Origin of the sequence: Pseudomonas mosselii (genome assembly GCF_005796105.1) — a bacterium.
GTDB classification, from domain to species: Bacteria; Pseudomonadota; Gammaproteobacteria; order Pseudomonadales; family Pseudomonadaceae; genus Aquipseudomonas; species Aquipseudomonas mosselii_C.
The window spans coordinates 24,876-49,969 of record NZ_VAUO01000013.1; the positions used below are offsets into that span (position 1 = coordinate 24,876).

At 62.1% G+C, this 25,094-nt stretch carries 20 protein-coding genes and 11 tRNA genes; 25 read left to right on the forward strand and 6 right to left on the reverse strand.

The window, feature by feature from the left end:
- Nucleotides 1–2 precede the first annotated feature (2 nt).
- From mltG to FEM01_RS20560, 8 genes are all read left to right on the forward strand, one after another.
- Complete coding sequence (gene mltG / locus FEM01_RS20525) at nucleotides 3–1,127, forward strand: endolytic transglycosylase MltG (protein ID WP_138221303.1); 1,125 nt, start codon at nucleotides 3–5, stop codon at nucleotides 1,125–1,127.
- Nucleotides 1,128–1,136: 9 nt separating this feature from the next.
- On the forward strand, nucleotides 1,137–1,769 hold the full coding sequence (tmk, locus tag FEM01_RS20530) for a dTMP kinase (protein ID WP_138221304.1): 633 nt from the start codon (nucleotides 1,137–1,139) through the stop codon (nucleotides 1,767–1,769).
- Nucleotides 1,762–2,748, forward strand: a complete 987-nt coding sequence (locus FEM01_RS20535) for a DNA polymerase III subunit delta' (protein ID WP_138221305.1) — start codon at nucleotides 1,762–1,764, stop codon at nucleotides 2,746–2,748. Before tmk ends, FEM01_RS20535 begins: the two co-directional genes overlap by 8 nt.
- A 33-nt stretch (nucleotides 2,749–2,781) precedes the next feature.
- On the forward strand, nucleotides 2,782–3,564 hold the full coding sequence (locus tag FEM01_RS20540; protein ID WP_138221306.1) for a TatD family hydrolase: 783 nt from the start codon (nucleotides 2,782–2,784) through the stop codon (nucleotides 3,562–3,564).
- A 457-nt stretch (nucleotides 3,565–4,021) separates the two neighbouring features.
- The gene (locus FEM01_RS20545; protein WP_138221307.1) at nucleotides 4,022–4,657 is read left to right on the forward strand and encodes a TetR/AcrR family transcriptional regulator; all 636 of its coding nucleotides are present in this window, start codon (nucleotides 4,022–4,024) and stop codon (nucleotides 4,655–4,657) included.
- A 131-nt stretch (nucleotides 4,658–4,788) separates the two neighbouring features.
- The gene (locus tag FEM01_RS20550) at nucleotides 4,789–5,757 is read left to right on the forward strand and encodes a GTP 3',8-cyclase MoaA (RefSeq protein WP_138221308.1); all 969 of its coding nucleotides are present in this window, start codon (nucleotides 4,789–4,791) and stop codon (nucleotides 5,755–5,757) included.
- A 67-nt stretch (nucleotides 5,758–5,824) separates the two neighbouring features.
- Nucleotides 5,825–6,430 (forward strand): DUF4823 domain-containing protein, encoded by a 606-nt coding sequence (locus FEM01_RS20555; RefSeq protein WP_138221309.1) that lies wholly within the window; start codon nucleotides 5,825–5,827, stop codon nucleotides 6,428–6,430.
- Between the two features lie 11 nt (nucleotides 6,431–6,441).
- On the forward strand, nucleotides 6,442–7,002 hold the full coding sequence (locus FEM01_RS20560) for a DUF1285 domain-containing protein (RefSeq protein ID WP_138221310.1): 561 nt from the start codon (nucleotides 6,442–6,444) through the stop codon (nucleotides 7,000–7,002).
- 72 nt (nucleotides 7,003–7,074) lie between these two features.
- Here FEM01_RS20560 and FEM01_RS20565 read toward each other — a convergent pair.
- Nucleotides 7,075–7,150, reverse strand: a tRNA-Asn gene (locus FEM01_RS20565).
- A gap of 62 nt (nucleotides 7,151–7,212) precedes the next feature.
- Complete coding sequence (locus FEM01_RS20570) at nucleotides 7,213–8,409, reverse strand: amino acid aminotransferase (RefSeq protein ID WP_138221311.1); 1,197 nt, start codon at nucleotides 8,407–8,409, stop codon at nucleotides 7,213–7,215.
- Nucleotides 8,410–8,699: 290 nt separating this feature from the next.
- On the opposite strand from FEM01_RS20570, the gene uvrB reads away from it, so the two are divergent.
- Nucleotides 8,700–10,715 (forward strand): excinuclease ABC subunit UvrB, encoded by a 2,016-nt coding sequence (gene uvrB, locus FEM01_RS20575; protein ID WP_138221312.1) that lies wholly within the window; start codon nucleotides 8,700–8,702, stop codon nucleotides 10,713–10,715.
- A 344-nt stretch (nucleotides 10,716–11,059) separates the two neighbouring features.
- Here the strand turns inward: uvrB and FEM01_RS20580 are convergent, their stop codons facing one another.
- Nucleotides 11,060–12,610, reverse strand: coding sequence for an MDR family MFS transporter (locus FEM01_RS20580; RefSeq protein WP_138221313.1), 1,551 nt, complete (start codon nucleotides 12,608–12,610; stop codon nucleotides 11,060–11,062).
- Nucleotides 12,600–13,655, reverse strand: a complete 1,056-nt coding sequence (locus tag FEM01_RS20585; protein ID WP_138221314.1) for an HlyD family secretion protein — start codon at nucleotides 13,653–13,655, stop codon at nucleotides 12,600–12,602. The genes FEM01_RS20580 and FEM01_RS20585 overlap by 11 nt, the downstream gene beginning before the upstream one ends.
- A 142-nt stretch (nucleotides 13,656–13,797) precedes the next feature.
- Here FEM01_RS20585 and gltX point away from each other — a divergent pair, with 142 nt between their 5' ends.
- From gltX to FEM01_RS20665, 16 genes are all read left to right on the forward strand, one after another.
- Complete coding sequence (gene gltX, locus FEM01_RS20590) at nucleotides 13,798–15,279, forward strand: glutamate--tRNA ligase (RefSeq protein WP_138221315.1); 1,482 nt, start codon at nucleotides 13,798–13,800, stop codon at nucleotides 15,277–15,279.
- Between the two features lie 280 nt (nucleotides 15,280–15,559).
- Nucleotides 15,560–15,635 (forward strand) — tRNA-Ala (locus tag FEM01_RS20595).
- A gap of 73 nt (nucleotides 15,636–15,708) precedes the next feature.
- A tRNA-Glu gene (locus FEM01_RS20600) sits at nucleotides 15,709–15,784 on the forward strand.
- A gap of 49 nt (nucleotides 15,785–15,833) precedes the next feature.
- A tRNA-Ala gene (locus tag FEM01_RS20605) sits at nucleotides 15,834–15,909 on the forward strand.
- A 73-nt stretch (nucleotides 15,910–15,982) separates the two neighbouring features.
- Nucleotides 15,983–16,058 (forward strand) — tRNA-Glu (locus FEM01_RS20610).
- Nucleotides 16,059–16,125: 67 nt separating this feature from the next.
- Nucleotides 16,126–16,201 (forward strand) — tRNA-Ala (locus FEM01_RS20615).
- Nucleotides 16,202–16,242: 41 nt separating this feature from the next.
- Nucleotides 16,243–16,318 (forward strand) — tRNA-Glu (locus FEM01_RS20620).
- A 67-nt stretch (nucleotides 16,319–16,385) separates the two neighbouring features.
- Nucleotides 16,386–16,461: transfer RNA gene (locus FEM01_RS20625), tRNA-Ala, on the forward strand.
- A 41-nt stretch (nucleotides 16,462–16,502) separates the two neighbouring features.
- Nucleotides 16,503–16,578 (forward strand) — tRNA-Glu (locus tag FEM01_RS20630).
- A gap of 67 nt (nucleotides 16,579–16,645) precedes the next feature.
- Nucleotides 16,646–16,721 (forward strand) — tRNA-Ala (locus tag FEM01_RS20635).
- Nucleotides 16,722–16,762: 41 nt separating this feature from the next.
- Nucleotides 16,763–16,838, forward strand: a tRNA-Glu gene (locus FEM01_RS20640).
- Nucleotides 16,839–17,007: 169 nt separating this feature from the next.
- On the forward strand, nucleotides 17,008–17,547 hold the full coding sequence (locus tag FEM01_RS20645) for a TetR/AcrR family transcriptional regulator (RefSeq protein ID WP_138221316.1): 540 nt from the start codon (nucleotides 17,008–17,010) through the stop codon (nucleotides 17,545–17,547).
- A 25-nt stretch (nucleotides 17,548–17,572) separates the two neighbouring features.
- Entirely contained in the window at nucleotides 17,573–18,406 is an 834-nt protein-coding gene (locus FEM01_RS20650; RefSeq protein ID WP_138221317.1) for an alpha/beta fold hydrolase, read from the forward strand.
- A 43-nt stretch (nucleotides 18,407–18,449) separates the two neighbouring features.
- The gene (locus tag FEM01_RS20655) at nucleotides 18,450–18,884 is read left to right on the forward strand and encodes an acyl-CoA thioesterase (protein WP_138221318.1); all 435 of its coding nucleotides are present in this window, start codon (nucleotides 18,450–18,452) and stop codon (nucleotides 18,882–18,884) included.
- Between the two features lie 53 nt (nucleotides 18,885–18,937).
- Nucleotides 18,938–19,909 (forward strand): tRNA dihydrouridine synthase, encoded by a 972-nt coding sequence (locus tag FEM01_RS20660; protein ID WP_138221319.1) that lies wholly within the window; start codon nucleotides 18,938–18,940, stop codon nucleotides 19,907–19,909.
- A 173-nt stretch (nucleotides 19,910–20,082) separates the two neighbouring features.
- Nucleotides 20,083–20,526 (forward strand): Hsp20 family protein, encoded by a 444-nt coding sequence (locus FEM01_RS20665; RefSeq protein ID WP_138221320.1) that lies wholly within the window; start codon nucleotides 20,083–20,085, stop codon nucleotides 20,524–20,526.
- A 156-nt stretch (nucleotides 20,527–20,682) separates the two neighbouring features.
- Here the strand turns inward: FEM01_RS20665 and FEM01_RS20670 are convergent, their stop codons facing one another.
- Both FEM01_RS20670 and FEM01_RS20675 read right to left on the reverse strand, forming a co-directional pair.
- Nucleotides 20,683–23,979: a PAS domain S-box protein gene (locus tag FEM01_RS20670; protein WP_138221321.1), complete on the reverse strand. Its 3,297-nt coding sequence runs from the start codon at nucleotides 23,977–23,979 to the stop codon at nucleotides 20,683–20,685.
- A gap of 109 nt (nucleotides 23,980–24,088) precedes the next feature.
- On the reverse strand, nucleotides 24,089–24,967 hold the full coding sequence (locus tag FEM01_RS20675) for a LysR family transcriptional regulator (protein WP_138221322.1): 879 nt from the start codon (nucleotides 24,965–24,967) through the stop codon (nucleotides 24,089–24,091).
- Nucleotides 24,968–25,094: the final 127 nt, after the last annotated feature.

Consider the following 25,094-nt stretch of genomic DNA (forward strand, 5'->3'; position numbering starts at 1 on the left):
TCGTGAGACGTAAATTCCTGCTGCTGCTGGAAATGGGGTTGATCCTGGCTGGCCTGGTGCTGGGCTGGTCCGCCTGGAAGATCAACTCGGTCCTGGAGCAGCCTCTGCAAGTGGCGCAGGAGCGCCTGATCGATGTGCCCAGCGGCACCACACCCAACCGCATGTTCTATCGCATGCAGCGCGAAGGGCTGCTGGATGACGCGGTCTGGTTGCGCCTTTACTGGCGCTTCAACATGGCCGGTACCGCATTGCACACCGGTGAATACCGTCTGACTCCGGGCATGACCGTGGGTCAACTGTTCGATGCCTGGCAGCGCGGCGATGTGGTGCAGTACAACATCACCCTGGTCGAGGGCTGGACCTTCCGTCAGGTACGGGCTGCCGTGGCCAAGCACGAGAAGCTTCGCCACACCCTGGAGGGGTTGTCCGACGCAGAAGTGATGGACAAGCTCGGTCATGCCGGAGTCTTCCCCGAGGGCCGCTTCTTCCCTGACACCTACCGTTTCGTGCGTGGCATGAGCGATGTGGAGCTGTTGCAGCAGGCTTACATGCGCCTGGACGAGGTGCTTGCCAAAGAGTGGGCTGAACGCAGTAGCGGCCTGCCGTACCGCGACCCTTATCAAGCACTGATCATGGCCTCGCTGGTGGAAAAGGAGACCGGTATCCCTCAGGAGCGTGGGCAAATCGCCGGGGTGTTCGTGCGTCGCCTGCGCCTGGGTATGATGCTGCAGACCGATCCTACCGTTATCTATGGCATGGGCGAGCGCTACAACGGCAAGATCACCCGTGCCGACCTGCGCGAGCCAACCCCCTACAACACCTACACCATGACCGGTTTGCCACCGACACCGATCGCTATGGTCGGCCGCGAGGCGATCCATGCCGCACTGAACCCCAGCGACGGCTCAAGCTTGTATTTCGTCGCCCGTGGCGATGGCAGTCATGTTTTTTCGGACGATCTGGATGACCACAACAGTGCGGTGCGCGAGTTTCAGCTCAAGCGCCGTGCCGATTACCGCTCCAGCCCCGCGCCGCAGGCTCAGCCCGGTGCGGGTGAGGCGCCAGCGCCGGGCGCTGCCCCCGATGAATCCGCGCCGGCCGATGCGCCGGCCCCTGAGCAACAGTAAGGAACGCCTGTGAGCGGCTTGTTTATCACCCTCGAAGGGCCCGAAGGCGCCGGCAAGAGCACCAACCGCGAATACCTCGCTGCGCGCCTGCGTGAGCAGGGCATCGACGTTGTCATGACCCGTGAGCCTGGCGGTACCCCACTGGCCGAGCGCATCCGCGAGCTGCTGCTGGCTCCCAGCGATGAGCGCATGGCGGTTGACACCGAACTGCTGCTGATGTTCGCTGCCCGCGCACAGCATCTGGCTGAGGTCATCCGTCCGGCGTTGGCCCGAGGTGCGGTGGTGCTGTGTGACCGGTTCACCGATGCCACTTATGCTTACCAAGGCGGTGGGCGCGGCCTGCCTGTCGAGCGCATTGCGGTTCTGGAGTCTTTCGTTCAGGGCGAGTTGCGCCCGGACCTCACGCTGGTGTTCGATTTGCCGGTGGAGGTGGGCTTGGCCCGTGCCGCCGCACGTGGTCGGCTCGATCGTTTCGAGCAGGAAGGTCAGGCGTTCTTCGAGGCGGTGCGCCAGGCCTATCTGGCGCGCGCGCGCAAACACCCACAGCGCTATAGCCTACTGGATGCCGCGCAGCCGCTGGATGTGGTGCAGCGCGCTATCGACGCGCTGCTGCCGGGCATCCTGGGGCGTTGCCGTGGCTGAGGCCTATCCCTGGCAGCAGGCGCTCTGGCAGCAACTGGCAGGACGCAGCCAGCATGCTCATGCCTACCTGTTACATGGCCCGCAGGGTATCGGCAAACGGGCGTTGGCCGAGCGCCTGATGGCTCGTTTGTTGTGCCAGCAGCCCAATGCACTTGACGCCTGCGGCCAGTGCAAGGCGTGCTTGCTGCTCAAGGCTGGCAGTCACCCGGACAACTTCATCCTGGAGCCTGAAGAGGCCGACAAGCCGATCAAGATCGACCAGGTGCGCGAACTCGTGTCTTTCGTGGTGCAGACTGCCCAGCAAGGTGGGCGCAAGGTGGTATTGATCGAGCCGGTCGAGGCGATGAACATCAACGCCTCCAACGCCTTGCTCAAGAGCCTTGAAGAACCCTCGGGTGATACGGTTCTATTGCTGGTCAGCCACCAGCCGAGCCGCCTGCTGCCAACCATCAAGAGCCGTTGCCAGCAGGTGGCATGCCCGCAGCCCAGCCAGGCGCAAAGCCGCGCCTGGCTGGCGGCGGCCTTGGCCGACAGCAGTGACGAGGCGCGTGAAGAGCTGCTGAGCCTGGCCGCGGGTTCGCCGTTGATGGCCGTGAGCCTGGAGGCACAGGGCGTGCGTGAGCAGCGCGCGCTGGTGGCCGACGGGGTCAAGAAGCTGCTCAAGCAGCAGCAATCCCCCAGCCAGTTGGCCGAGGCCTGGAAGGATGTGCCGCTGTTGCTGTTGTTCGACTGGTTCTGCGACTGGTCGCACCTGATCTTGCGCTATCAATTGACCCAGGACGAAGACGGCCTGGGTTTGGCTGACATGCGCAAGGTCGTGCAGTACCTGGCGCAGAAAAGCCGCCCGGCCAAGGTGCTGGAAATCCAGGCATGGCTCCTTGAACAGCGCCAGAAAGTGCTCGGCAAGGCCAACCTCAACCGCGTGTTGTTGCTCGAAGCGATGCTGGCCCATTGGGTACAGTTGCCGGGCATGCGCTGATTTTTACCGTAACTTCATGTGTGTCGGATTCCCATGCTCGTAGACTCCCATTGCCACCTCGACCGTCTTGACTTGAGCGCCCACCAAGGCTCCCTCGATGCTGCCCTCCAGGCGGCGCGTGAGCGTGGCGTGGGGCACTTCCTGTGCATCGGCGTGAGCGCCGAGAATGCCGGCGCGGTCAAGGCGCTGAGCGAGCGCTACGCCGATGTCGACTGTTCGGTCGGCGTGCATCCGCTGGACTTGGCCCCCGGCGAAACCCCGGCACTGGAATGGCTGCTGCGCGAGCTGGCCCATCCTCATGTGGTAGCGATCGGCGAAACCGGCCTGGACTATCACTACGAACCCGAGGCCGCCGAGTTGCAACAGGCTTCGTTCCGTCTGCACCTGGAGGCCTCGCGCCAGACCGGCAAGCCGGTGATCGTGCACACCCGCGCCGCACGCGCCGACACGCTGGCGTTGCTGCGCGAAGCCAGCCTGCCGCAGGCCGGTGTGCTGCACTGCTTCACCGAAGATTGGGAAATGGCCAAGGCAGCGCTGGACCTGGGCTACTACATCTCGCTGTCGGGCATCGTCACCTTCCGAAATGCCGATGCGCTGCGCGAGGTGGCTCGCCAGGTGCCGACCGAGCGCCTGTTGGTAGAGACTGATTCGCCGTACCTGGCGCCGATCCCGCATCGAGGCAAGGCGAACCTGCCGCAATATGTGCGTGAAGTGGCTGAGTACGTGGCGTCGTTGCGTGGGGCCAGCTATGAGCAGTTGGCCGAGCAGACCACTGCCAACTTCAAGCGCCTGTTCCCGCTGGCGCGGGTCGCGTGACAGACCGCCTTCAGAACCTCGGGCAAAAAAAACCCGGGTTCTGGGGGGGGAATCCGGGTTAAGACCATTAGGAGTAAAACAAAGGTACGCGGTCCCTGGGCACCTTTATTGGCGCGCCACTCGGGGGGATGCGCCGCGCCAACACTTCAAGTATTGGTCAGGTTTGGCGCACTTCCAGCAGCAGTTGGTCGTTTTTTAAACAGATTTGGAATACGTCGGCCGTTGCTTGAGCACAGAGGGCATGGCCATCAGCCAAGCTTAGAGGCAGTGTCGTCGATCAGGCAGGTATCAGTGGTGACTGGCGGGGAAAAACCGACAGGGAGTCGGCCAGGTTGCGGGTCCTGCGCCTGCGGCGCTGGCGAACGTATCGTGAAACAAGACACATTGCGCAAGATCCGTGCAATTTGCCACCAGTTAGGCATAATAATGCGCTTCGATTGTCATCCCAGTCCTTCCTATGCAGAAAGAACCTCGTAAGGTCCGTGAGTTTCGCCGCCGCGAGCAAGAGATCCTCGACACGGCGCTCAAACTGTTCCTCGAACAGGGCGAAGACAGTGTCACCGTCGAGATGATCGCCGACGCCGTGGGCATCGGCAAAGGCACGATCTACAAGCACTTCAAATCCAAGGCGGAGATCTACCTGCGCCTGATGCTCGACTACGAGCGCGATCTGAATGCGCTGTTGCACTCGGCTGACGTCGACCGTGACAAGGAAGCACTGTCGCGCGCCTATTTTGAGTTCCGCATGCGTGATCCGCAGCGTTACCGGCTGTTCGACCGCCTCGAAGAGAAGGTGGTCAAGGGTAACCAGGTGCCGGAAATGGTCGAGCAGTTGCACAGCATCCGCGCGTCCAACTTCGATCGCCTCACGCAGCTGATCAAAGGTCGCATCAGCGAGGGCAAGCTCGAAGACGTGCCCCCGTACTTCCACTACTGCGCGGCCTGGGCTCTGGTGCACGGCGCCGTGGCGCTGTATCACTCGCCGTTCTGGAGCAATGTCCTGGAAGATCAGGAAGGCTTCTTCCAGTTCCTCATGGATATTGGCGTGCGCATGGGCAACAAGCGTAAGCGCGACCCAGAACCCGCCAACTGAAGCCGCTGGTGCAATGCGCACCCGACGTGGGTGCGCAGTGGGGCGGGTCCGACACGGCGTAAGGGGCTTGCAAAAACTTGATTTTTAAGTCAGGTTTTGCCGGCCTCGATTCTTCCACGCCGGAGTCACCCATGATCGTCGATCGTCACGGCAGGCGCTTTCGCAACCTGCGCGTCAGCCTGACTGCTGCCTGCAATTATGCCTGCACCTACTGTGTGCCCGATGGCAAGCGCCTTGTGGCCGCGCAGGACGAGTTGTCGGCCGACGTCCTGGCCCATGGCGTTGCCTATCTGGTCGAGGCGGCAGGGATCGAGCGGTTGCGCATCACGGGCGGCGAACCGCTGGTGAGCCCGCGTCTGGAGGCTTTCCTGGCCGGTGTTTCGGGCCTCGGCCTGGAAGACATCAGTCTCACCACCAACGGCCAGTTGCTCTGGCGTAAGCTCCCACTGCTTTTACACGCCGGCATTCGTCGTTTGAATGTCTCGCTCGATACCCTTGACCCGCACGCGTTCCGGCGTATCGCCCGTGGCGGCGACTTGGCCTGCGTGCTGGAGGGCATGCAGGCGGCGAAGGCGGCGGGCATGGCGATCAAGGTCAACATGGTGCCGATGCGGGGGCAGAACCTCGACCAGGTTGTACCGCTGCTCGACTATTGCTTGGCACAGGGCTACGAGCTGCGTTTCATCGAACTGATGCGCATGGGGCATCTGGCCCGGGATACCAACGCTTTCCTTCAGCAGTTCGTCGGCCTTGAGCACTTGCTGGCGCTGATCGGCCAGGCGCACCCCTTCGAGCCGGCGCCGCGGCCAGTGGATGCCACGGCCCTGCGTTACCGTATCCCTGACAAAGGCCATTTCGGCGTGATCGCCAACGAAAGCATGCCGTTTTGCCGAGCCTGTTCGCGCCTGCGTTTGTCCTCGACCGGCTGGCTGCATGGTTGCCTCTCGTCCGGCAGCCGCCATTTTGTCGCCGACCTGTTCGACAAGCCGCGCCACCAAGCGCTGCCGGCCTTGCAGCGTTTGCTGGTCAAGGCCTTGGCGGACAAGCAGGCGCTGGCGTTTTCCGGTGATGTGATGGTCATGAAGGTGATCGGCGGCTGACTCTGGCGCAAAAGCTGCATCAGCGCGGCTGTTCGCCGGTTTTTCGTCACCGGCCTCTGGAGGAAAGATGCGTAGCCTGGTCTTGCTGCTGGCGCTGATGGCGTTGGGCGGCTGCATGAATGTCAGCGATATGGGCGAGGGCGTCCGTTATCACATGAGCGATGCGGGCTTGCTGGACCACAGCGACACCACCCGTACCCTGTCGGTGCGCTTGCAACCTGACTCGTTCATCTTCATTGGCCAAGGCGCTTTCATGCCGCCGGGCAAGGGCCCGCTGCCCAAACAGAACGTGGTGGCCGAAGAAGCCTTCAAGAGCTTCGTCGAGTACTTCCCGCTGGTGCGCCGCGCGCAAGGCCCGCTGGGCTTGGAGCAAGCCATTGCCGAGGCCCGTTCGGTCGGCGCCGACTACGTGTTGTACACCCGTTTCGCGCGTACCGATGACCGCATCGGCAATGGCGACGAGTGGTACGACGAGCAGGCAGTGGATCGACTGGGCTGGGACTCGGGCGTAGTGCAGATGATGTTGATCGAGACCAATACTCGTTATCTGATCGATACCGCCCGCATCAAGAGCCGTGGCGGTTTGTTGACGTTCCACGACAATACGCCCCAGGATTTGCTTGCTGCCCCCATGCGCGAGTACGCTCGTAGCCTCCTGGGTATGAGCCGCTGAGCGAGCATGCAATGACCGACACCGGCAAGGCCAACGATCTTCTGGCGCAAATTCCCGCAGCCAAGGGGCCGGCGCCGGTGCACCTTTGGAACCCGGATTTTTGCGGCGACATCGACATGCGCATCGCCCGCGATGGTACGTGGTACTACCTGGGCTCGCCGATAGGCCGCAAGCCGATGGTCCGGCTGTTTTCCACCATCCTTCGTCGCGATGGCGATGATTACTTCCTGGTCACGCCGGTGGAGAAGGTCGGCATCCGCGTAGATGACGCACCGTTCGTGGCGGTGCTACTCGATGTGCAAGGGCAGGGTGAGCAGCAGGTCCTGCGCTTCACCACCAATGTGGACGATACACTCGAGGCCGGCGCAGACCATCCGCTGCGGGTGGTGACCGATCCTGACAGCGGGGAGCCGGCGCCGTATGTGCGGGTGCGCGGCAATCTCGAGGCGTTGATCCATCGCAACGTCTTCTACCAGTTGGTGGAGCTGGCAGTGCCGCGCCTGATCGATGGCCAGGAGTGGCTTGGGGTGTGGAGCCAGGGTCAGTTCTACCCCATTGGGCGCAGTACCTGAAACCTGCCTGGGTCTATCTGGCAGGCAATAAAAAACCTCCAGTGCTTGCGCATCTGGAGGTTTTTCGATGTTTGGCTCCGCGACCTGGACTCGAACCAGGGACCCAATGATTAACAGTCATTTGCTCTACCGACTGAGCTATCGCGGAATCTGCGCGTATCTTAGCGACTGGCAGGGGGAAGTCAAGCTTCCCCCTGCACAATCAAGCAGTTACAGCACTTCGACGATGGCTTTGGTGACCACGTGAATGTTGCTCTGGTTCAGCGCGGCGACGGCGATGCGGCCGGTGTCCAGGGCATAGATGCCGAACTCGTTCTTCAAGCGTGCCACCTGCTCAACGGTCAGGCCCGAGTAGGAGAACATGCCCACCTGGCGGCCGACGAAGCTGAAGTCGCGGCTGGCACCGTATTGCGCCAGCAACTGGACCATCTGCTTGCGCATGCCGTGGATTCGCTCGCGCATCTCACCAAGCTCGGTTTCCCACATCTGGCGCAGCTCGTCGCTGTTGAGCACGGCGGCGACGATGCTGGCACCGTGGGTCGGCGGGTTGGAGTAGGTCGTGCGGATCACGCGCTTGACCTGCGACAGCACACGGGTGCTCTCGTCTTTCGAACCGGTGACGATCGACAGCGCGCCAACGCGCTCGCCATACAGCGAGAACGACTTGGAGAACGAGCTGGAGACGAAGAACGCCATGCCAGACTCGGCGAACAGGCGCACGGCGAAGGCGTCTTCGGCGATGCCGTCGCCAAAGCCCTGGTAGGCCATGTCGAGGAACGGGATGTGGCCCTTGGCCTTGACCACTTCCAGCACGTTTTTCCAGTCTTGCAGGGTCAGGTCGACACCGGTCGGGTTGTGGCAGCAGGCGTGCAGTACGACCACCGAGCCGGACGGCAGGGCGTCGAGGTCTTCGAGCATGCCGGTGCGGTTGACGTCATTGCTCGGGGCGTCGTAGTAGCGGTAGGTCTGGACCGGGAAGCCTGCGGACTCGAACAGTGCGCGGTGGTTTTCCCAGCTCGGGTCGCTGATGGCAACCACGGCGTTCGGCGACAGGCGCTTGATGAAGTCGGCGCCGATTTTCAGGGCGCCAGTACCACCTACGGCCTGCACGGTGACCACGCGGCCTGCGGCCAGCAGCGGCGAGTCGTTGCCGAAGATCAGCTTCTGCACGGCCTGGTCGTACTGGGCGATACCGTCGATCGGCAGGTAGCCGCGCGAGGCGTGCTGGGCGGCACGCGCGGTTTCGGCCTCGATCACCGCGCGTAGCAGCGGGATGCGGCCTTCCTCGTTGCAGTAAACGCCCACGCCCAGGTTGACCTTGTCGGTGCGGGTATCAGCGTTGAATGCTTCGTTCAGGCCCAGGATAGGGTCGCGGGGTGCCAGCTCGACAGCGGAAAACAGGCTCATTGTTACGTTGGCTCTGATTGGAGAGTGAAAGGGGGTTGCCACGCTCCAGCCGAATGCACTGAAGCGGTGCACAAACGGGGAGTCAGTATAGTGATACCGCCTGGTCACTGCGACAGTCTGGCGCAGCTTTTACGGCTGTTTGCGCAAATATTTTTCGACCATTGGTCGAATTGCCCGGTCCACTGCAGTAACTGATCACAGCTTTATCTTGAAACGAGCGCCCGGTGTCGGCGTTTGGGTATAAACTACTGGCTAAATTTACAGTTGCCGCAGCATCCACGAGGTCCGTCATGTCCGAGTTCCAACTCGTCACCCGATTCCAGCCGGCCGGCGACCAACCCGAGGCCATCCGCCAGATGGTCGAGGGTATCGAAGCCGGCCTTTCGCATCAGACGCTGCTCGGGGTGACCGGGTCGGGCAAGACCTTCAGCATCGCCAACGTGATCCAGCAGGTGCAGCGCCCGACCATGGTGCTGGCGCCCAACAAGACCCTCGCGGCCCAGCTGTATGGCGAATTCAAGGCGTTCTTCCCGAATAACGCCGTCGAGTATTTCGTCTCCTACTACGACTATTATCAGCCCGAGGCCTACGTGCCTTCATCGGATACCTTCATCGAGAAGGACGCTTCGATCAACGACCACATCGAGCAGATGCGCCTGTCGGCGACCAAGGCGCTGCTCGAACGGCGCGACGCGATCATCGTCACCACCGTCTCGTGCATTTATGGCCTGGGCAGCCCGGAAACCTATTTGAAGATGGTCCTGCACATCGATCGCGGCGACAAGCTCGACCAACGTGCGCTGCTGCGGCGCCTGGCCGACCTGCAGTACACCCGCAACGAGATGGACTTCGCCCGTGCGACGTTTCGCGTGCGCGGCGATGTGATCGATATCTTCCCTGCCGAATCGGACCTCGAAGCCATCCGTGTCGAGCTGTTCGACGACGAGGTGGAAAACATCGCCGCCTTCGACCCCCTGACCGGTGAGGTGATCCGCAAGCTGCCGCGTTTCACCTTCTACCCCAAGTCCCACTACGTCACGCCGCGCGAAACCTTGCTCGACGCAGTGGAGGGTATCAAGGAGGAACTCAAGGAGCGCCTGGCGTTCTTGCACAAGGCCAACAAGCTGGTCGAGGCCCAGCGCCTGGAGCAGCGTACTCGTTTCGACCTGGAGATGATCCTCGAACTGGGTTACTGCAACGGCATCGAAAACTACTCGCGCTATCTCTCTGGGCGTCCGGCTGGCGCGCCACCGCCAACGCTCTACGACTACTTGCCGGCGGATGCGCTGCTGGTGATCGACGAATCCCACGTCAGCGTTCCCCAGGTGGGGGCCATGTACAAGGGGGACCGCTCGCGTAAGGAAACGCTGGTGGAATACGGCTTCCGCCTGCCTTCGGCGCTGGACAACCGCCCTATGCGCTTCGACGAGTGGGAGGCGGTAAGCCCGCAAACGATCTTCGTCTCGGCCACCCCCGGTCCCTACGAAGCCGAACATGCCGGGCGCGTGGTCGAGCAGGTGGTGCGCCCCACCGGGCTGGTCGACCCGCAGGTCGAGGTGCGCCCGGCACTGACCCAGGTGGACGATCTGCTCTCGGAGATTGGCAAGCGCGTCGCCTTGGGCGAGCGCGTCCTGGCGACCACCTTGACCAAGCGCATGGCCGAGGACCTCACCGACTACCTCGCCGACCATGACGTGCGCGTGCGCTACCTGCACTCGGACATCGACACCGTGGAGCGGGTCGAGATCATTCGCGACCTACGTCTAGGCACCTTCGATGTGCTGGTGGGCATCAACCTGCTGCGCGAAGGCTTGGACATGCCCGAAGTGTCCTTGGTGGCTATCCTCGATGCCGACAAGGAAGGTTTCCTGCGTTCGGAGCGCTCGCTGATTCAGACCATCGGGCGTGCTGCGCGTAACCTCAACGGCAAGGCGATTCTGTACGCCGACAACATCACCGGCTCCATGCAGCGCGCGATTGACGAGACCGAACGCCGTCGGGCAAAACAGGTGGCCTTCAACGAAGCCAATGGCATTGTGCCTAGGGGCGTGGTCAAGGACGTCGCCGACATCCTCGAAGGCGCGACCGTGCCCGGTGCTCGCAGCAAGAAGCGCAAGGGACAAGCGAAGGCAGCGGAAGAGGCCGGGCGCCTGGAGGCCGAACTGCAGACGCCGGGGGAGATCACCAAGCGCATCAAGCAGCTTGAAGAGAAAATGTTCCAGTTCGCCCGCGACCTGGAGTTCGAGGCCGCTGCGCAGTTGCGCGACGAAATCGGCAAGCTGCGTGAGCGGCTGATCGCCAGCTGAAAGGCCAGCATCGGTGCGTGCTCCTTCGCGGTGGTCCGGCATTGCGGCAAGCTCGCCCCTATAGAACTACATATAACTTGTTGATTTAGCAGAGACCTGTGGGAGCGGGCTTACCGGAGTGCCAGACCACCGCGAATCAGACAACTCGGTGGATGGCACCGGCTTCGCCGGTGTTCGCGGCTAAAGCCGCTCCCACAGGGTACGCGGCACGCTTACGAAATCAGTTCTTTGCGCGACAGCGCAGCACCAAGAGGGTTGGGTGATCTTCCACAGGATTGGCGCTGTGCCTGTGGGAGCGGGCTTGCCCGCGAAGAAGCACGCGCTATTTCCCCCGCCGAGCACGCTCAGTGCGCCTCTCCAGCCTTGAGCCCTTGAGGTAGCTTGCGGGTCAGCAACACCGCCAACATGCTCACCGCCAGCCCGATCCCGACGAAGTGGAAGGCATCGTTGTAGGCCATGATCATCGCCTGCTGATGGGTGATTTCGCTCAGCTTGCCCAACGCCGCAGTCTCATTGCCCAGTCGCTCGGTCAGTTGCGCCAGGCGTTCGGCCACCTGTGGGTTACTCGGTACCACCGACTCACGCAGGTAGTCGAAGTACACCTTGGCCCGGGCATCGAGCAGCGTGGCCAACAGGGCGATGCCAATCGCTCCACCCAGGTTGCGCAGAATGTTGAACAGGCTCGACGCTGACCCTGCATCCTGTGGCTGGATGTAGGCGGTGGCGATCAGCGAGATGGTGACCATGATCATTGGCTGGCCAATGGCGCGGATGATCTGGATCTGGTTGAACTGCGGCCCGGCGAAGTCCGGGTTGAGCACCCCCGAGCTGAAGCTGGCCAGGCCGAACAGGCAAAAGCCCAGGGCGCAGAGGAGCTTCGGCGAAATCACCTTCATCAGTTGTGGCACCAGCGGAATCAGGAACAACTGCGGAATGCCCATCCACATGATCACTTCGCCGATCTGCAGGGCGTTGTAGCCTTGGATCTGCGCCAGATACAGCGGCAACAGGTAGATCGACCCGTACAAGCCCACGCCCATGCCCAGGCTGGCGATACTCGAGAGGCCGAAATTGCGGTTGCCGAGTATACGTAGGTTGATTAGTGGGTTGGCGCGCGATAGTTGCAGGATCACGAACAGGATCAGGCTGAGCAGCGCCACGCTGCCCAGGCTGACGATCAGGCTCGACTCCAGCCAGTCCTTGCGGTGGCCTTCCTCGAGAAAGACTTGCAGGCAGCCAAGCCCCAGGCCCAGGCTGACGATACCGGCGTAATCGGTACTCTTGAGCAGTTCCCAGTGTGCTTGTTTCTTTTCAAGCCCGTACAGCAGCCCGCCGATCATCACCAGTCCCGGGGGAATGTTGATGTAGAAAATGTACTCCCAGCCCCAGTTCTCGGTCAGCCAGCCGCCCAAGGTCGGGCCAATGGACGGGGCGAAGGTGGCAGTCATGGCGAACATGGCCATGCCCTTGGCGCGGTGGTGCTCGGGCAGCTTGGTCAGCGTCAGGGTGAAGGCCAGAGGGATCAGCGCGCCGCCGGTGAAGCCTTGCAGTGCACGGAACACGATCATGCTCTCGAGGTTCCAGGCCATCGAGCACAGCAGTGAGGAGGCCAGGAAGCCCAGCGACACCCATACCGCCAGGCGCCGTGCCGAGAGCAACTGCACCAGCCACGCCGTCAGCGGAATCATGATGATTTCCGCCACCAGGTAGGACGTGGAAATCCATGAGCCTTCCTCCAGGGTGGCGGAAAGCGCGCCTTGTATATCCTTGAGCGACGAGTTGGTGATCTGGATGTCCAATACCGCCATGAACGCGCCAAGCATCACGCTCATGACCGCAATCCAGTCACGCCGGGTGGGCTCTGCGGTCGGGCGCAGCAGTTGATCACCGGCCATCGTGGCCGGCGTCCTGATCGCGCAGATCGACCGTGGCGGTGACTGACATCCCTGGGCGGATACGGCCATGCAGTGGGTTGTCGGTGGCGAAGGTCAGTTTGACCGGAATGCGTTGTACGACCTTGGTGAAGTTGCCGGTAGCGTTGTCTGGTGGCAACAGGCTGAACTGCGCGCCGGAGGCGGCGAACAGGCTGTCGATACGCGCATCGATAGGCGTGTCGGGGAAGCTGTCGAAGGTCAGTTGTGCGCGCTGGCCGGGGTGCATCTTGCCAATTTGGGTTTCCTTGAAGTTGGCCTGCACCCAAATAGCTTCATCCGGCACGATCGACAGCAGGTAAGCCCCGGCCTGCACCACCTGGCCGTTGCGTGCGCTGCGTTGGCCGATGGTGCCGCTGATCGGCGCGTAGATGGCGCAGCGGGTCAGGTTGAGCTCGGCTTGTGCGAGGTCGGCGCGGGCGTTGGCGATTTGTGCGTCGAGGCGCTTGAGTTCGGCGCTCAGCGCATCGACCTGTTGGCGCTGGCCCTTGAGATCGGCCTGGGCCTTGTCCACCTGGGAGCGGGCCACATGACTTTCTGCCGACAGGGTCGTGACCCGCTCTTCGGAGACGAAGCCCGGCTTGCGCAGGGCCTGGGCTCGATCAAGGTCAAGTTGCGAGCGGTTCAGCGTGGCCTGGCTGGCAGCCACTTGGGCCTGGCCCGCAGCGATCAGGCTGCCTTGTTGCACCAACCGACTCTGCGCCTGCACAAGCTCTGCCTCGCGGGTCGCGAGTGCTGCGCGGGCGCGTTGCACCGCCAGTTCGAAGTCGGCCACTTCCAGCCGAGCCAGCAGGTCGCCTTTGTTCACGTGCTGGTTGTCTTCCACGTGCACCTGGTCGATGCGTGCGCCCAACTGGCTCGAAATACGCGTGATCTCGCCCTGAACGTAGGCATTGTCGGTGCTTTCGTAAAAGCGCCCCTTGAAATACCAGTGGGCGAGGAAGGCGAGGGCGATCAGGCCTACCAGGGTGATGAAAACCAGCAAACGGCGTTTGAGTTGGGCAGGCATGGGTACTGTCGTTCCAGAAATGTAAACAAATTTAACAGTGACCGACGGCCGCGTCACAAGTGGCAATAGCGCCATTGCTGGAGCCCGGTGCCCGCTCCCTGCTAACATCCCGCCTTTGTTTCAATCTTCGTTCGAGACTCCCATGACCACCGTTCGCACGCGCATCGCGCCTTCGCCCACTGGCGACCCCCACGTCGGCACTGCCTACATCGCCCTGTTCAACTACTGCTTTGCCAAGCAGCACGGCGGTGAGTTCATCCTGCGTATCGAAGACACCGACCAACTGCGCTCGACCCGCGAGTCGGAACAGCAGATCTTCGACGCCTTGCGCTGGCTCGGCATCGAGTGGAACGAAGGCCCGGATGTCGGTGGCCCCCATGGCCCATATCGGCAGAGCGAGCGTGGCGAGATCTACGCCAAGTACGCCAAGCAACTGGTCGATGCCGGCCATGCGTTCTATTGCTTCTGCACCGCTGAAGAGCTGGAGCAGATGCGCGCCGAGCAGATGGCGCGTGGCGAAACCCCGCGCTACGATGGCCGCGCACTGCTGCTGAGCGACGAGGAAGTCCAGCGCCGCCTGGCGGCCGGCGAGCCGCACGTGATCCGCATGAAGGTGCCCAGCGAAGGGATCTGTGTGGTGCCGGACATGCTGCGTGGCGATGTCGAGATCCCATGGGACCGCATGGACATGCAGGTACTGATGAAGAACGACGGCCTGCCGACGTACTTCCTGGCCAACGTGGTCGACGACCATCTGATGGGCATCACCCATGTGCTGCGTGGCGAAGAATGGCTGCCCTCGGCGCCCAAGCTGATCAAGCTGTACGAGTACTTTGGCTGGGAGCAGCCCAAGCTCTGCTACATGCCGCTGCTGCGCAACCCCGACAAGAGCAAGCTCTCCAAGCGCAAGAACCCGACGTCGGTGACCTTCTACGAGCGCATGGGCTTCATGCCTGAGGCGATGCTCAACTATCTGGGCCGCATGGGCTGGTCGATGCCGGACGAGCGCGAGAAGTTTTCCCTGGCCGAGATGGTCGAGCACTTCGACCTGTCGCGTATCTCGCTGGGCGGGCCGATCTTCGACATCGAGAAGCTGAGCTGGCTCAACGGCCAATGGCTGCGGGAACTGCCGGTGCATGAGTTCGCGGCACGGGTGCAGAAGTGGGCATTCAACAGCGATTACATGATGCAGATCGCGCCGCACGTGCAAGGCCGTGTCGAAACCTTCAGCCAGATCGCCCCGCTGGGTGGTTTCTTCTTCGAAGGCGCCTTGAAGCTGGACGCCAAACTGTTCGAAAGCAAGAAACTCTCGGCTGACCAGGTACGCCAGGTCATGCAGTTGATCCTGTGGAAGCTCGAAAGCCTGCGCCAGTGGGAAAAAGACCGTATTACCGGCTGCATCCAGGCGGTGGTCGAGTCGCTGCAACTCAAGCTGCGCGATGCCATGCCACTGATGTTCGCTGCGATCACTGGCCAGGCCAGTTCGGTCTCGGTGCTCGACGCCATGGAAATCCTCGGCCCCGACCTGACCCGTTACCGTCTGCGCCAAGCCATCGATTTGCTCGGTGGCGTGTCGAAGAAAGAAAACAAAGAGTGGGAAAAGCTGCTGGCGAACATCGCCTGACGGCAGCTGTTTCCGGCCTTGGCAGCAGGCTTGCCCCGTGATCGCAGTGGCTAATCCACCATCGCAATCGTAGGGCAAGTCCGTTGCCAGGGCACTGCAACGCGTTGAGCGGGCAGGGCAGGGCGGTAAGTGATTGTTATCTGTGAAAAAAATTTTGAAAAATTTCAAAAATAAGTTTGACAGCCTAGCAATCGGAACTTAATATGCGCCCCGTCCACAGCGATGAACGAAAACGAAGCGTCAGGCACCCAGCCAGCGATTCGGTTCAGAGCGACATTGTGGGGCTATAGCTCAGCTGGGAGAGCGCCTGCATGGCATGCAGGAGGTCAGCGGTTCGATCCCGCTTAGCTCCACCAAATTCCGTTTGTCAGCCAAGGCTGGCAAGCAAGATCGGGCTAAAGCAGCCAGGTCTTGAAGGTAAGAAGGTTCGTCCCCTTCGTCTAGTGGCCTAGGACACCGCCCTTTCACGGCGGTAACAGGGGTTCGAGTCCCCTAGGGGACGCCAGTTTTGCACAAGCGATGTTCGCATCGCTGGGCCGAGAGGCTAGAAATCCGGGGCTATAGCTCAGCTGGGAGAGCGCCTGCATGGCATGCAGGAGGTCAGCGGTTCGATCCCGCTTAGCTCCACCAAATTCCGTTTGTCAGCCAAGGCTGGCAAGCAAGATCGGGCTAAAGCAGCCAGGTCTTGAAGGTAAGAAGGTTCGTCCCCTTCGTCTAGTGGCCTAGGACACCGCCCTTTCACGGCGGTAACAGGGGTTCGAGTCCCCTAGGGGACGCCACTTTTACCCGCGTTTTGCGGGCGTTAAAAGGCTCATCACCAGATGGATGGGTCTTTTGTTTTATCTTGGGGCTATAGCTCAGCTGGGAGAGCGCCTGCATGGCATGCAGGAGGTCAGCGGTTCGATCCCGCTTAGCTCCACCAATTTGCCGCGATTCGCGTAAGCGGGTCGGCACGAAGGTTACGTCCCCTTCGTCTAGTGGCCTAGGACACCGCCCTTTCACGGCGGTAACAGGGGTTCGAGTCCCCTAGGGGACGCCACTTTTACCCGCGTTTTGCGGGCGTTAAAAGGCTCATCACCAGATGGATGGGTCTTTTGTTTTATCTTGGGGCTATAGCTCAGCTGGGAGAGCGCCTGCATGGCATGCAGGAGGTCAGCGGTTCGATCCCGCTTAGCTCCACCAATTTGCCGCGATTCGCGTAAGCGGGTCGGCACGAAGGTTACGTCCCCTTCGTCTAGTGGCCTAGGACACCGCCCTTTCACGGCGGTAACAGGGGTTCGAGTCCCCTAGGGGACGCCACTTTTACCCGCGTTTTGCGGGCGTTAAAAGGCTCATCACCAGATGGATGGGTCTTTTGTTTTATCTTGGGGCTATAGCTCAGCTGGGAGAGCGCCTGCATGGCATGCAGGAGGTCAGCGGTTCGATCCCGCTTAGCTCCACCAATTTGCCGCGATTCGCGTAAGCGGGTCGGCACGAAGGTTACGTCCCCTTCGTCTAGTGGCCTAGGACACCGCCCTTTCACGGCGGTAACAGGGGTTCGAGTCCCCTAGGGGACGCCAATTTTTTACCCGCGTTTTGCGGGGCTTATAAGGCTCATTCGATTATTGAATGGGCCTTTTGTTTTTATCCCTCCTGATGAATCCTGCAATCGATCGAGCATCGCGGATTTCGCTTGCCAGAAAATATTATGAATATAATATGTTGATCATAATATTCATGAGGTGAGCCATGACCGACAAAAAGGCTAAAACCCGCGAACGTATTCTCGACGCCGCGCGTAGTGCGCTGATCCAGCAGGGCCCTGCAGAGCCGAGCGTAAGCCAGGTGATGGGCGCTGCCGGTTTGACCGTGGGTGGCTTCTACGCCCATTTCGAGAGCAAGGATGAACTCATGCTGGAGGCTTTCAGCCAGTTGCTCGCCGAGCGTCGTGCGCTGTTGGCCGGGGTCGATCCCAGCCTCGACGGTGCCGGGCGTCGGGCGCTCTTGGCGGCTTTCTACCTATCGCGCAAGCACCGTGATGCCGACGTTCAGGCGTGTCCGATTCCCAATTCGCTCGGCGAGATGCACCGGCTGCCAGAGGCCTTTCGCCAGGTACTGATCGAGCACATCGAGCTGATGACGGCGCAAATGGTCGACCGCCCTGAAGACATCGACAAGGCGCTCGCCGACTTCGCCTTGATGGTAGGGGGGCTTGCCGTTGCCCGCGCGTTGGGCGGTGGCGACCTGTCCGACCGCATCCTGCGCGCCGCCAAGTCGGCGGTTATTTGAATGACCTGACCCTTGGAGCACGCTGATGACTAACTTGAGCTGGATTCGCGGCGTCAACGGCACCCTTGGCCACCTGGCCCCTGAGCACGTTGCCGGTCGCATGCGTCGCGCCTTCATGACGCCGCGCAATCTGCCGCCAAGGCCCTGGGAGTTGCCGCTACTGGCCAGGGCTGAACGCATTACCCTGCGTTTCGGTTTATCGGCACTGCGTTGGGGGCAGGGGCCTACGGTGTTGCTGATGCATGGTTGGGAAGGGCGGCCGACGCAGTTCGCGACCTTGATCGAAATCCTGGTCGAAGCCGGCTACACGGTGGTTGCCCTGGAAGGTCCGGCACATGGCTGTTCGCCGGGTGAGCAGGCGCACGTGGCAGCATTTGCCCGGGCACTGCTGGAGGCGGCTGCACAACTGCCACCACTGCGCGCGGTGATCGGCCATTCGATGGGCGGCGCTAGCGTGATGCTGGCTCTGCAATGGGGGCTGCGCGTCGATGCCGCAGTGAGTATCGCTGCGCCTGCGCAACTGCTCGGCGTATTGCGTGGCTTCGCCCGGCGCCTGGGCTTGCCGGCTCGCGCCCGCGCGGCGTTCATTCGCCAGGTCGAGCGTGATGTCGGTGTGCAGGTGTCGCGCCTGGATGTCAGCGTTTACCAGCTGGAGCTGCCGGGCTTGGTGGTACATGCCGGTGACGACCGGCTGGTGCCGGCCAGCGAGGCGCAGGTGATCCACAAGGCTTGGTTCGACAGTCGCCTGCTGCTGCTTGAGCAAGGCGGTCATCAACGGGTGCTTGCCGACCCGCGTGTGGGCGAGGCGGTGCTGGAGCTGCTGGCACGCACCGCCCAGCAGACCCTACAAAGCGCTTGAGCATCCGTTACACTCTGCCCGTTCACAGACATTTGGAGCGGGCATGAGCTGGGATTTGGCAGCACCATTCATCATCGACCTGCGCGTTGGCAGCGAGGACATCGACGGCCTTGGCCATGCCAACAACGCAGTCTACGTCACCTGGCTGGAGCGCTGTGCCTGGCGCCATTCCCAGCGCCTGGGGCTGGACCTGGCCGAGTACCGGCGCCTGGACCGCGCCATGGCGGTGGTGCGTCACGAAATCGACTACCTCGCTGCCGCCTACGAAGAGGACGAGCTGCAACTGGCCACCTGGATCATCGACTGGGACCAACGCCTGCGCATGACCCGACGTTTTCAGCTAAAGCGCCCAAGCGATGGCGTTACCTTGCTGCGTGCGCAGACCACGTTCGCCTGCATCGAACTGTCCAGTGGTAAGCCCCGACGTATGCCGGCAGAGTTCCTCGACGGTTACGGCGCGGCGCTGATCGGCAGCTGAACAGCGGCCGATTTTTGCTAGACTGCGGCCTTTTTCGCCCTGAGACCCCTTACATGCAAATTGCCCTGGCCCCAATGGAGGGGCTGGTCGACAACATCCTGCGCGACGTCCTCACCCGAGTGGGCGGTATCGACTGGTGCGTGACCGAGTTCATCCGCGTGTGTGACCGCTTGCTGCCGGAGTCCTCGTTCGACAAGCTCGCCCCCGAGCTGCGCCAGGGGGCGCGCACTGCTGCCGGTGTACCGATGCGCGTGCAACTGCTCGGCTCGGACCCGGTGTGCCTGGCCGAGAACGCCGTGTTGGCCTGCCAGTTGGGGGCGCCGGTGATTGACCTGAACTTCGGATGCCCGGCCAAGACGGTGAACAAGTCGCGCGGAGGGGCCGTGCTGCTCAAGGAGCCCGAGCTGCTGCATGCCATCGTGGGCGAAGTGCGTCGCCAGGTGCCGGCGCACATTCCGGTGACCGCCAAGATGCGTTTGGGCTTCGACAGCCCCGACGGTGCCCTGGAGTGCGGTATCGCCTTGGCCGAAGGGGGCGCTGCGCATTTGGTGGTGCACGCACGGACCAAGGTTGACGGTTACAAGCCGCCGGCCCACTGGGAGTGGGTGGCCCGGGTGCAGGAGGTGGTCCAGGTGCCGGTGTTCGCCAATGGCGAGATCTGGACGGTCGATGACTGGCGACGTTGCCGTCAGGTCAGCGGCGCCGAGCACATCATGCTGGGACGCGGGTTGGTGTCACGCCCGGATCTGGCTTTGCAGATCGCCGCCGCGCGCGATGGTCGCGACTATCAACCGCTGCGCTGGGACGAACTGTTGCCGCTGTTGCGCGAATTCTGGCGCCAAGCCCAGGACAAGCTCTCGCCGCGCTACGCCCCAGGGCGCCTGAAACAGTGGTTGGCGATGCTCACGCGCAGCTACCCCGAGGCGGTTGCGTTGTTTGCGCAGTTGCGGCGTGAGGACGATTGCCAGCGCATCAGTGAGCTATTGCAGGGACAGGCGTCGTTCGCGCCAGCTTGTGTTGCCTGAATCGGGCCTTTCGCTCGGCCATCGGCAGGTTTTGCGGGGGTTCTCGAGGAAGCGTGAAAAAATTTTTCGAGGCGCCCTTGAAAGCGTTTTACCCGGCCATATCTCTTTGAGTACGCGATGCCGAACTCGGGTCGCGGAGTGACTTACTTGCTGAATTTCAGGAGTTTATGACCATGACTACCGCTTTCTCTCTCGCTCCACTTTTCCGTAACTCCGTTGGTTTCGACCGTTTCAACGACCTGTTCGAAGCCGCCGCACGTAATGAGGCCGGTAGCAGCTACCCGCCCTACAACGTGGAAAAGCATGGCGATGACCACTATCGCATCGTGGTTGCTGCCGCTGGCTTCGTGGAGGAGGACCTCGACCTGCAAGTCGAAAAAGGCGTCCTGACCGTGACCGGTGGCAAACGCGAGGCTGGCAAGGAGGGGGTGACCTTCTTGCACCAGGGCATTGCCCAGCGCGCCTTCAAGCTCTCGTTCCGCTTGGCTGACCATATCGAGGTCAAGGGCGCAGGGCTGGCCAACGGTCTGCTCAGCATCGAACTGCTGCGGGTTGTGCCGGAAGAAGCCAAGGCCAAGCGCATCCCGATCAACGGCGAAAAGCCTGCGCTGAACTGAGTTCGGCGGGATCAAACAAAGGGCACCTTCGGGTGCCCTTTGTGTTTGCATTGTGCGGATCATCCTTTAGAAGCTCATTCAGCCCGTAGCACTGCGCTCGCGCAAGTCTCTGCTAAATCAGCAGGTTATGTGCTGTCCTATGAGGGTGGCTGTTGGTCAAAAGTCCGCCGGCGTCTCCATCAGCATTTGCCTGAACTCCTGCAACGGCAGTGGTCGGCTGTGCAGGTAGCCCTGGTACAGGTGGCACCCCAGCTTTTCCAGAAACTCCAGTTGCTCGGTCAGCTCGACCCCCTCGGCGATCACCGCCAGGTCCAGGCTGCGGGCCATGGCCACGATAGCGCGGACGATCTCGGCATCGTTCGGGTCGATCGGGGCGTCACGCACGAAGGTCTGGTCGATCTTCAGCGCATCCACCGGCAGGCGCTTGAGGTAGGTCAGCGATGAATAGCCGGTGCCGAAATCGTCCATCGCGAAGCTCACGCCGAAGCGCTTGAGTTCGCGCATCTTGTTGATGGTGTCTTCCAGGTTCTGGATGACGATCCCTTCGGTGATCTCAAGTGTGAGTAGGCGACGTGGCAGGCGGTAGTCGTCCAGGCTGCGCAGCACCCGTTCGACGAAGTCGTTCTGGCGGAACTGGCGTGGGCTGATGTTCACGCACAGGCTGAAATCGTCGACGTCGATCAGCCCGTCCGCAAGCAGGCGGGCACAGGCGTTGCAGGCTTCATCGAGGATCCAGGAGCCAACTTCGAGGATCAGGCCGCTTTCTTCGAGTACCTGAATGAACTGCCCAGGCGGCTGCTGGCCCAATTGTGGATGCTGCCAGCGCAGCAGCACTTCGGCGCCGACGATGCGGTTCTCCCGGGCGTCCACTTGGGGCTGGAAGTGCAAGGCCAGTTCACCCCGGGCAAGCGCCAGGCGCAGGTCGCTTTCCATGCGCAGGCGCTCACTGGCGGCTTTCTGCATGGTGGTGTGGAACAGCTCGGTGGTGTTGCGCCCCGAGTCCTTGGCGCGGTATAGGGCGATGTCGGCGCGTTTGAGCAGATCGGCGGGGGTCGTGCCGTGGTCGGGGATCAATGCCACGCCGATGCTCGGCGTCACTTGCAGGCGCTGGCCATCCAGCGACATGGGTTCGGCCAACAGCTCGCGCAGGGTATCGGCCAGTTCGCGGACCTTGCTCTCCACCAGCTCGCGGCTGCCCTCCAGGCCACTGAGCAACACCACGAACTCATCGCCGCCCAGCCGTGCCACCGTGTCCTCCAGGCGCACGCTGGCTTCCAGGCGTGCGGTGATGATCTTCAACACCGTGTCGCCTACCGGGTGGCCGAGCGAATCGTTGATGTGCTTGAAATGGTCAAGGTCCAGGAACAGCAGGGCGCCACGCAGGTTGTGGCGCTTGAGCAGCGCGATCTGCTGGCTCAGGCGGTCCATGAGCAAGGCGCGATTGGGCAGGTTGGTCAGCGGGTCGTGGTAGGCCAGATGACGGATCTGCGCTTGCGCGTTCTTGAGCAGGCTGACGTCCCGGGCGGTTAGCAGCAAGCAGTCGGTTTCGTTGAGGCTGATAGGTTCCACCGACACTTCCACGGTGAGAATGTCGCCGCGCTTGTTGCGCCCGAGCATCTCTCGATGGTGCACCCGGCCCTGCTCGCGCAGTTCGTTGAGCAAGGCGGTGCGCTGTTTGCTGTCGGCCCAGATACCGAGGTCGTATACCGTCTGGCCTACCACCTCGCTGGCGCTGTAGCCGGTCAGGCGGCTGAAACCGTCGTTGACCTCCAGATAGCGGCCGCTCTGGCGCTCAGTGATGGTGATGGCGTCGGGGCTGGAGTGGAAGGCCTTGGCGAATTTCTCCTCGCTGGCCTTGAGCGCCGCTTCGGCGCGTTGCTGTTGGGTGATGTCGCGCAGCGTGGTGACGCTGCAGGGCTGATTGTCGACCGTGATCAGGCGGCTGGAGATTACGCACGTCAGCGGCGTGCCATTGCGGTGGTTGACCCCGACCGCCACATTGCTCAGGGCCTGGTCGCGGATCACCCGTTCGATACGCTGGGCGCGTGCCGACGATTCGACCCATAACCCCAGCTCCTCGGCGGTACGGCCAAGCACTTGCTCGGGGCTCCAGCCAAAGGTCTGGCTGAAGGCGGGGTTGATCTCGATAAACTGGCCGGAGTCCTGGTGGGTGACGCAGATTGGGTCGGGGCTGACCTGGAACAGGCTGGCGAACTTCTCTTCCGAGGCGCTCAGGCGCTGCTCGCGCTCTACCTGGTCGGTGATGTCGAGCAGCGTCCCGGCCATGCGCAAGGGGTTGCCTTGCTCGTCGCGGTACAGCCGGGCGCGGCTTTCGATATAGCGCGAGCCGCCGTTTTCCAACTCTACCCGGTAGGTGATCTGGTAGTTGCCCGCCGGCCCCTCGCGCAAGCTGCGATAGGCGTGGCGCATGGCGTCGCGCTCGTGTTCGGGCACGCCTTCGAAGAAGGCGTCGAACGACTCGTGGAAGGGGATCGGATCAAGGCCGTGCAGCTGGGCCGCACGGGCCGATCCATACAGCATGCCGCTGGGGATGTGCCAGTCCCAGGTACCCAGCTGGGCCGAGTCCAATGCCAGGTCCAGGCGTTCCTGGCTGTCCTTGAGTGCCTGTTCGGCGCGCTTGCGCTCAGTGGTGTCGACGAAGGTGCTGATCAGGTACGTGACGCCTTCCAGCTCGATACCCTGAGTGCACAGGATGCCGTCATGGACCCTGCCGCTGCTGGCGCGGAACTGCACCTCCATGATCAGCGGGCCGTTACCCGCGCGCGTGGCCTCCAGTACGTGGCGGCGCTGCTCGGGGTTGACCCATAGACCCAGTTCGATGCTGGTCTTGTCCACGACGTAAGAGCCCGGCCAGCCGAACGTGTCCTCGAAGTGCTGGTTGACTTCGATGATCAGACCGTCGTGGCGACGGGTCAGCAAGATCGCGTTGGGGCTGAGGTGGAAGAGGGTGGCGAAGCGCTTTTCCGAGTTGATCAGGGCGGTTTCCCGCTCGCGTTGGCGGCTGATCTCGCGGATCACGCCGATCATCTGGCGCCGGCCGTGGGCATCGAAGGTCAGGCTGCCATTGATTTCAAGCCAATGCATGCTGCCGTCGGGCCAGCGGATGCGATGGCGCATGGCCTGCTCGACCGGTTCGCCGTTGACCACCGCCTGGAACGCCTGGCGGGTCCGCGCGCGGTCCTCTTCTGGCAATAGCTCCAGGTAGTCCACGTCGCTGGGCAGCGGCTTGTGCGGGTCGAAGCCAAATAGCGCCTGGGTTCCCCGTGACCAGCTGACCCTACCGGTATCGATGTCCCACAGCCAGGCGCCCAGATGCGCACCATTGAGCGCGGCGAGCAACTGCGGGGCATTCTGCCAGGCCTGTTCCGACTCCTGAGGATCGACCGCTGGGATACGCGGCAGACGCGGAAAGCGGTTTGCTGATTTGGGCATCTGTACCAGACCTTTGGCGGATGACGCGTCCCTGGCTTTGTGCGAAAGGCCGGCGTTGAACGGCCATTTGGCACAAATCCTCGTAGTTGAATGCCGTACTGACGAACGCTCAGGTAGACCCTGCATGGCTATCGAGCAGAGCCATGAAGGCCCTGGCCGCGTTCGATAGCGTGCGCTCGGTATGCAGAATGTAGCCTAGCTGGCGCGACAGCTGTATGCCGGGCAAGGCGATGGGCGCCACCTGTTCATCCAGCATAGTACGTGGCAGCACACTCCACGCCAGGCCTATGGAGACCATCATCTTGATGGTCTCCAGGTAGTTGGTACTCATGGCGATGTTGGGCGTCAGGCCTTGGCTTTCGAATAGGCGCTGGACGATGTGGTGGGTGAAGGTGTTACCGCCGGGAAAAACCGCCGGATGGCGCGCCACGTCCGCCAGGTTGACGTGCCCGTTGCTCGCCAGTGGATGCTCGGGGGCGGCGACGAAATCCAGGGCGTCTTCCCACACTGCGGTGGCCTTGATCAGATGGTGAGGTTCCGGCGCCAGGGTAATAACGGCAATTTCTGCGCGGCCATGCAGGATTTCGTCGTAGGCGGCTTCTGAATCCAGGAACTGAATATCCAGCGCCACGGCCGGGTATTGGCGGGTGAACGCCCGGAGTACGGGAGGCAGGCGGTGCAGGCCGATGTGGTGACTGGTGGCCAGGGTCAGTCTACCGCTCACCTCTCCAGTCAGATTGGTCAGTGCGCGGCGGGTATCATCGAGCACATTGAGAATCTGGTACGCGCGTGGCAGCAGGGCTCGACCGGCCTCAGTCAGGGTCACTTCACGGCCCAGGCGATCGAACAGGCGAACGTCCAGTTGCTGCTCAAGGCCGGCGATGCGTTTACTGATGGCCGGTTGGGTCAGGTGCAGGCGCTCCCCGGCACCGGAAAAGCTGCCGGTCTCGGCGATGGCGATAAAAGCACTCAGGTTGGCCAGGTCCATGGTTCGAATTCCTGATGGTTATGCAAAGCATGAAAATTATGAATTTGAGTTATTCAATCTATCGCCATAGCATCGTCCGTACAAGCCAAGGGGTCTTTGGCATAGAAAGACGCTGATGAGGAACAGT

Bases quoted from the DNA above. Each gene is read 5' to 3' on its own strand.
- FEM01_RS20540 (WP_138221306.1), top strand. From the start codon at position 2,782: ATGCTCGTAGACTCCCATTGCCACCTCGACCGTCTTGACTTGAGCGCC.
- FEM01_RS20550 (WP_138221308.1), top strand. From the start codon at position 4,789: ATGATCGTCGATCGTCACGGCAGGCGCTTTCGCAACCTGCGCGTCAGC.
- uvrB (WP_138221312.1), top strand. From the start codon at position 8,700: ATGTCCGAGTTCCAACTCGTCACCCGATTCCAGCCGGCCGGCGACCAA.
- FEM01_RS20570 (WP_138221311.1), bottom strand. From the start codon at position 8,409: ATGAGCCTGTTTTCCGCTGTCGAGCTGGCACCCCGCGACCCTATCCTG.
- gltX (WP_138221315.1), top strand. From the start codon at position 13,798: ATGACCACCGTTCGCACGCGCATCGCGCCTTCGCCCACTGGCGACCCC.
- FEM01_RS20675 (WP_138221322.1), bottom strand. From the start codon at position 24,967: ATGGACCTGGCCAACCTGAGTGCTTTTATCGCCATCGCCGAGACCGGC.
- FEM01_RS20555 (WP_138221309.1), top strand. From the start codon at position 5,825: ATGCGTAGCCTGGTCTTGCTGCTGGCGCTGATGGCGTTGGGCGGCTGC.
- FEM01_RS20650 (WP_138221317.1), top strand. From the start codon at position 17,573: ATGACTAACTTGAGCTGGATTCGCGGCGTCAACGGCACCCTTGGCCAC.
- FEM01_RS20655 (WP_138221318.1), top strand. From the start codon at position 18,450: ATGAGCTGGGATTTGGCAGCACCATTCATCATCGACCTGCGCGTTGGC.
- FEM01_RS20545 (WP_138221307.1), top strand. From the start codon at position 4,022: ATGCAGAAAGAACCTCGTAAGGTCCGTGAGTTTCGCCGCCGCGAGCAA.
- FEM01_RS20670 (WP_138221321.1), bottom strand. From the start codon at position 23,979: ATGCCCAAATCAGCAAACCGCTTTCCGCGTCTGCCGCGTATCCCAGCG.
- FEM01_RS20665 (WP_138221320.1), top strand. From the start codon at position 20,083: ATGACTACCGCTTTCTCTCTCGCTCCACTTTTCCGTAACTCCGTTGGT.
- FEM01_RS20660 (WP_138221319.1), top strand. From the start codon at position 18,938: ATGCAAATTGCCCTGGCCCCAATGGAGGGGCTGGTCGACAACATCCTG.
- FEM01_RS20585 (WP_138221314.1), bottom strand. From the start codon at position 13,655: ATGCCTGCCCAACTCAAACGCCGTTTGCTGGTTTTCATCACCCTGGTA.
- FEM01_RS20580 (WP_138221313.1), bottom strand. From the start codon at position 12,610: ATGGCCGGTGATCAACTGCTGCGCCCGACCGCAGAGCCCACCCGGCGT.
- FEM01_RS20645 (WP_138221316.1), top strand. From the start codon at position 17,008: ATGACCGACAAAAAGGCTAAAACCCGCGAACGTATTCTCGACGCCGCG.
- FEM01_RS20560 (WP_138221310.1), top strand. From the start codon at position 6,442: ATGACCGACACCGGCAAGGCCAACGATCTTCTGGCGCAAATTCCCGCA.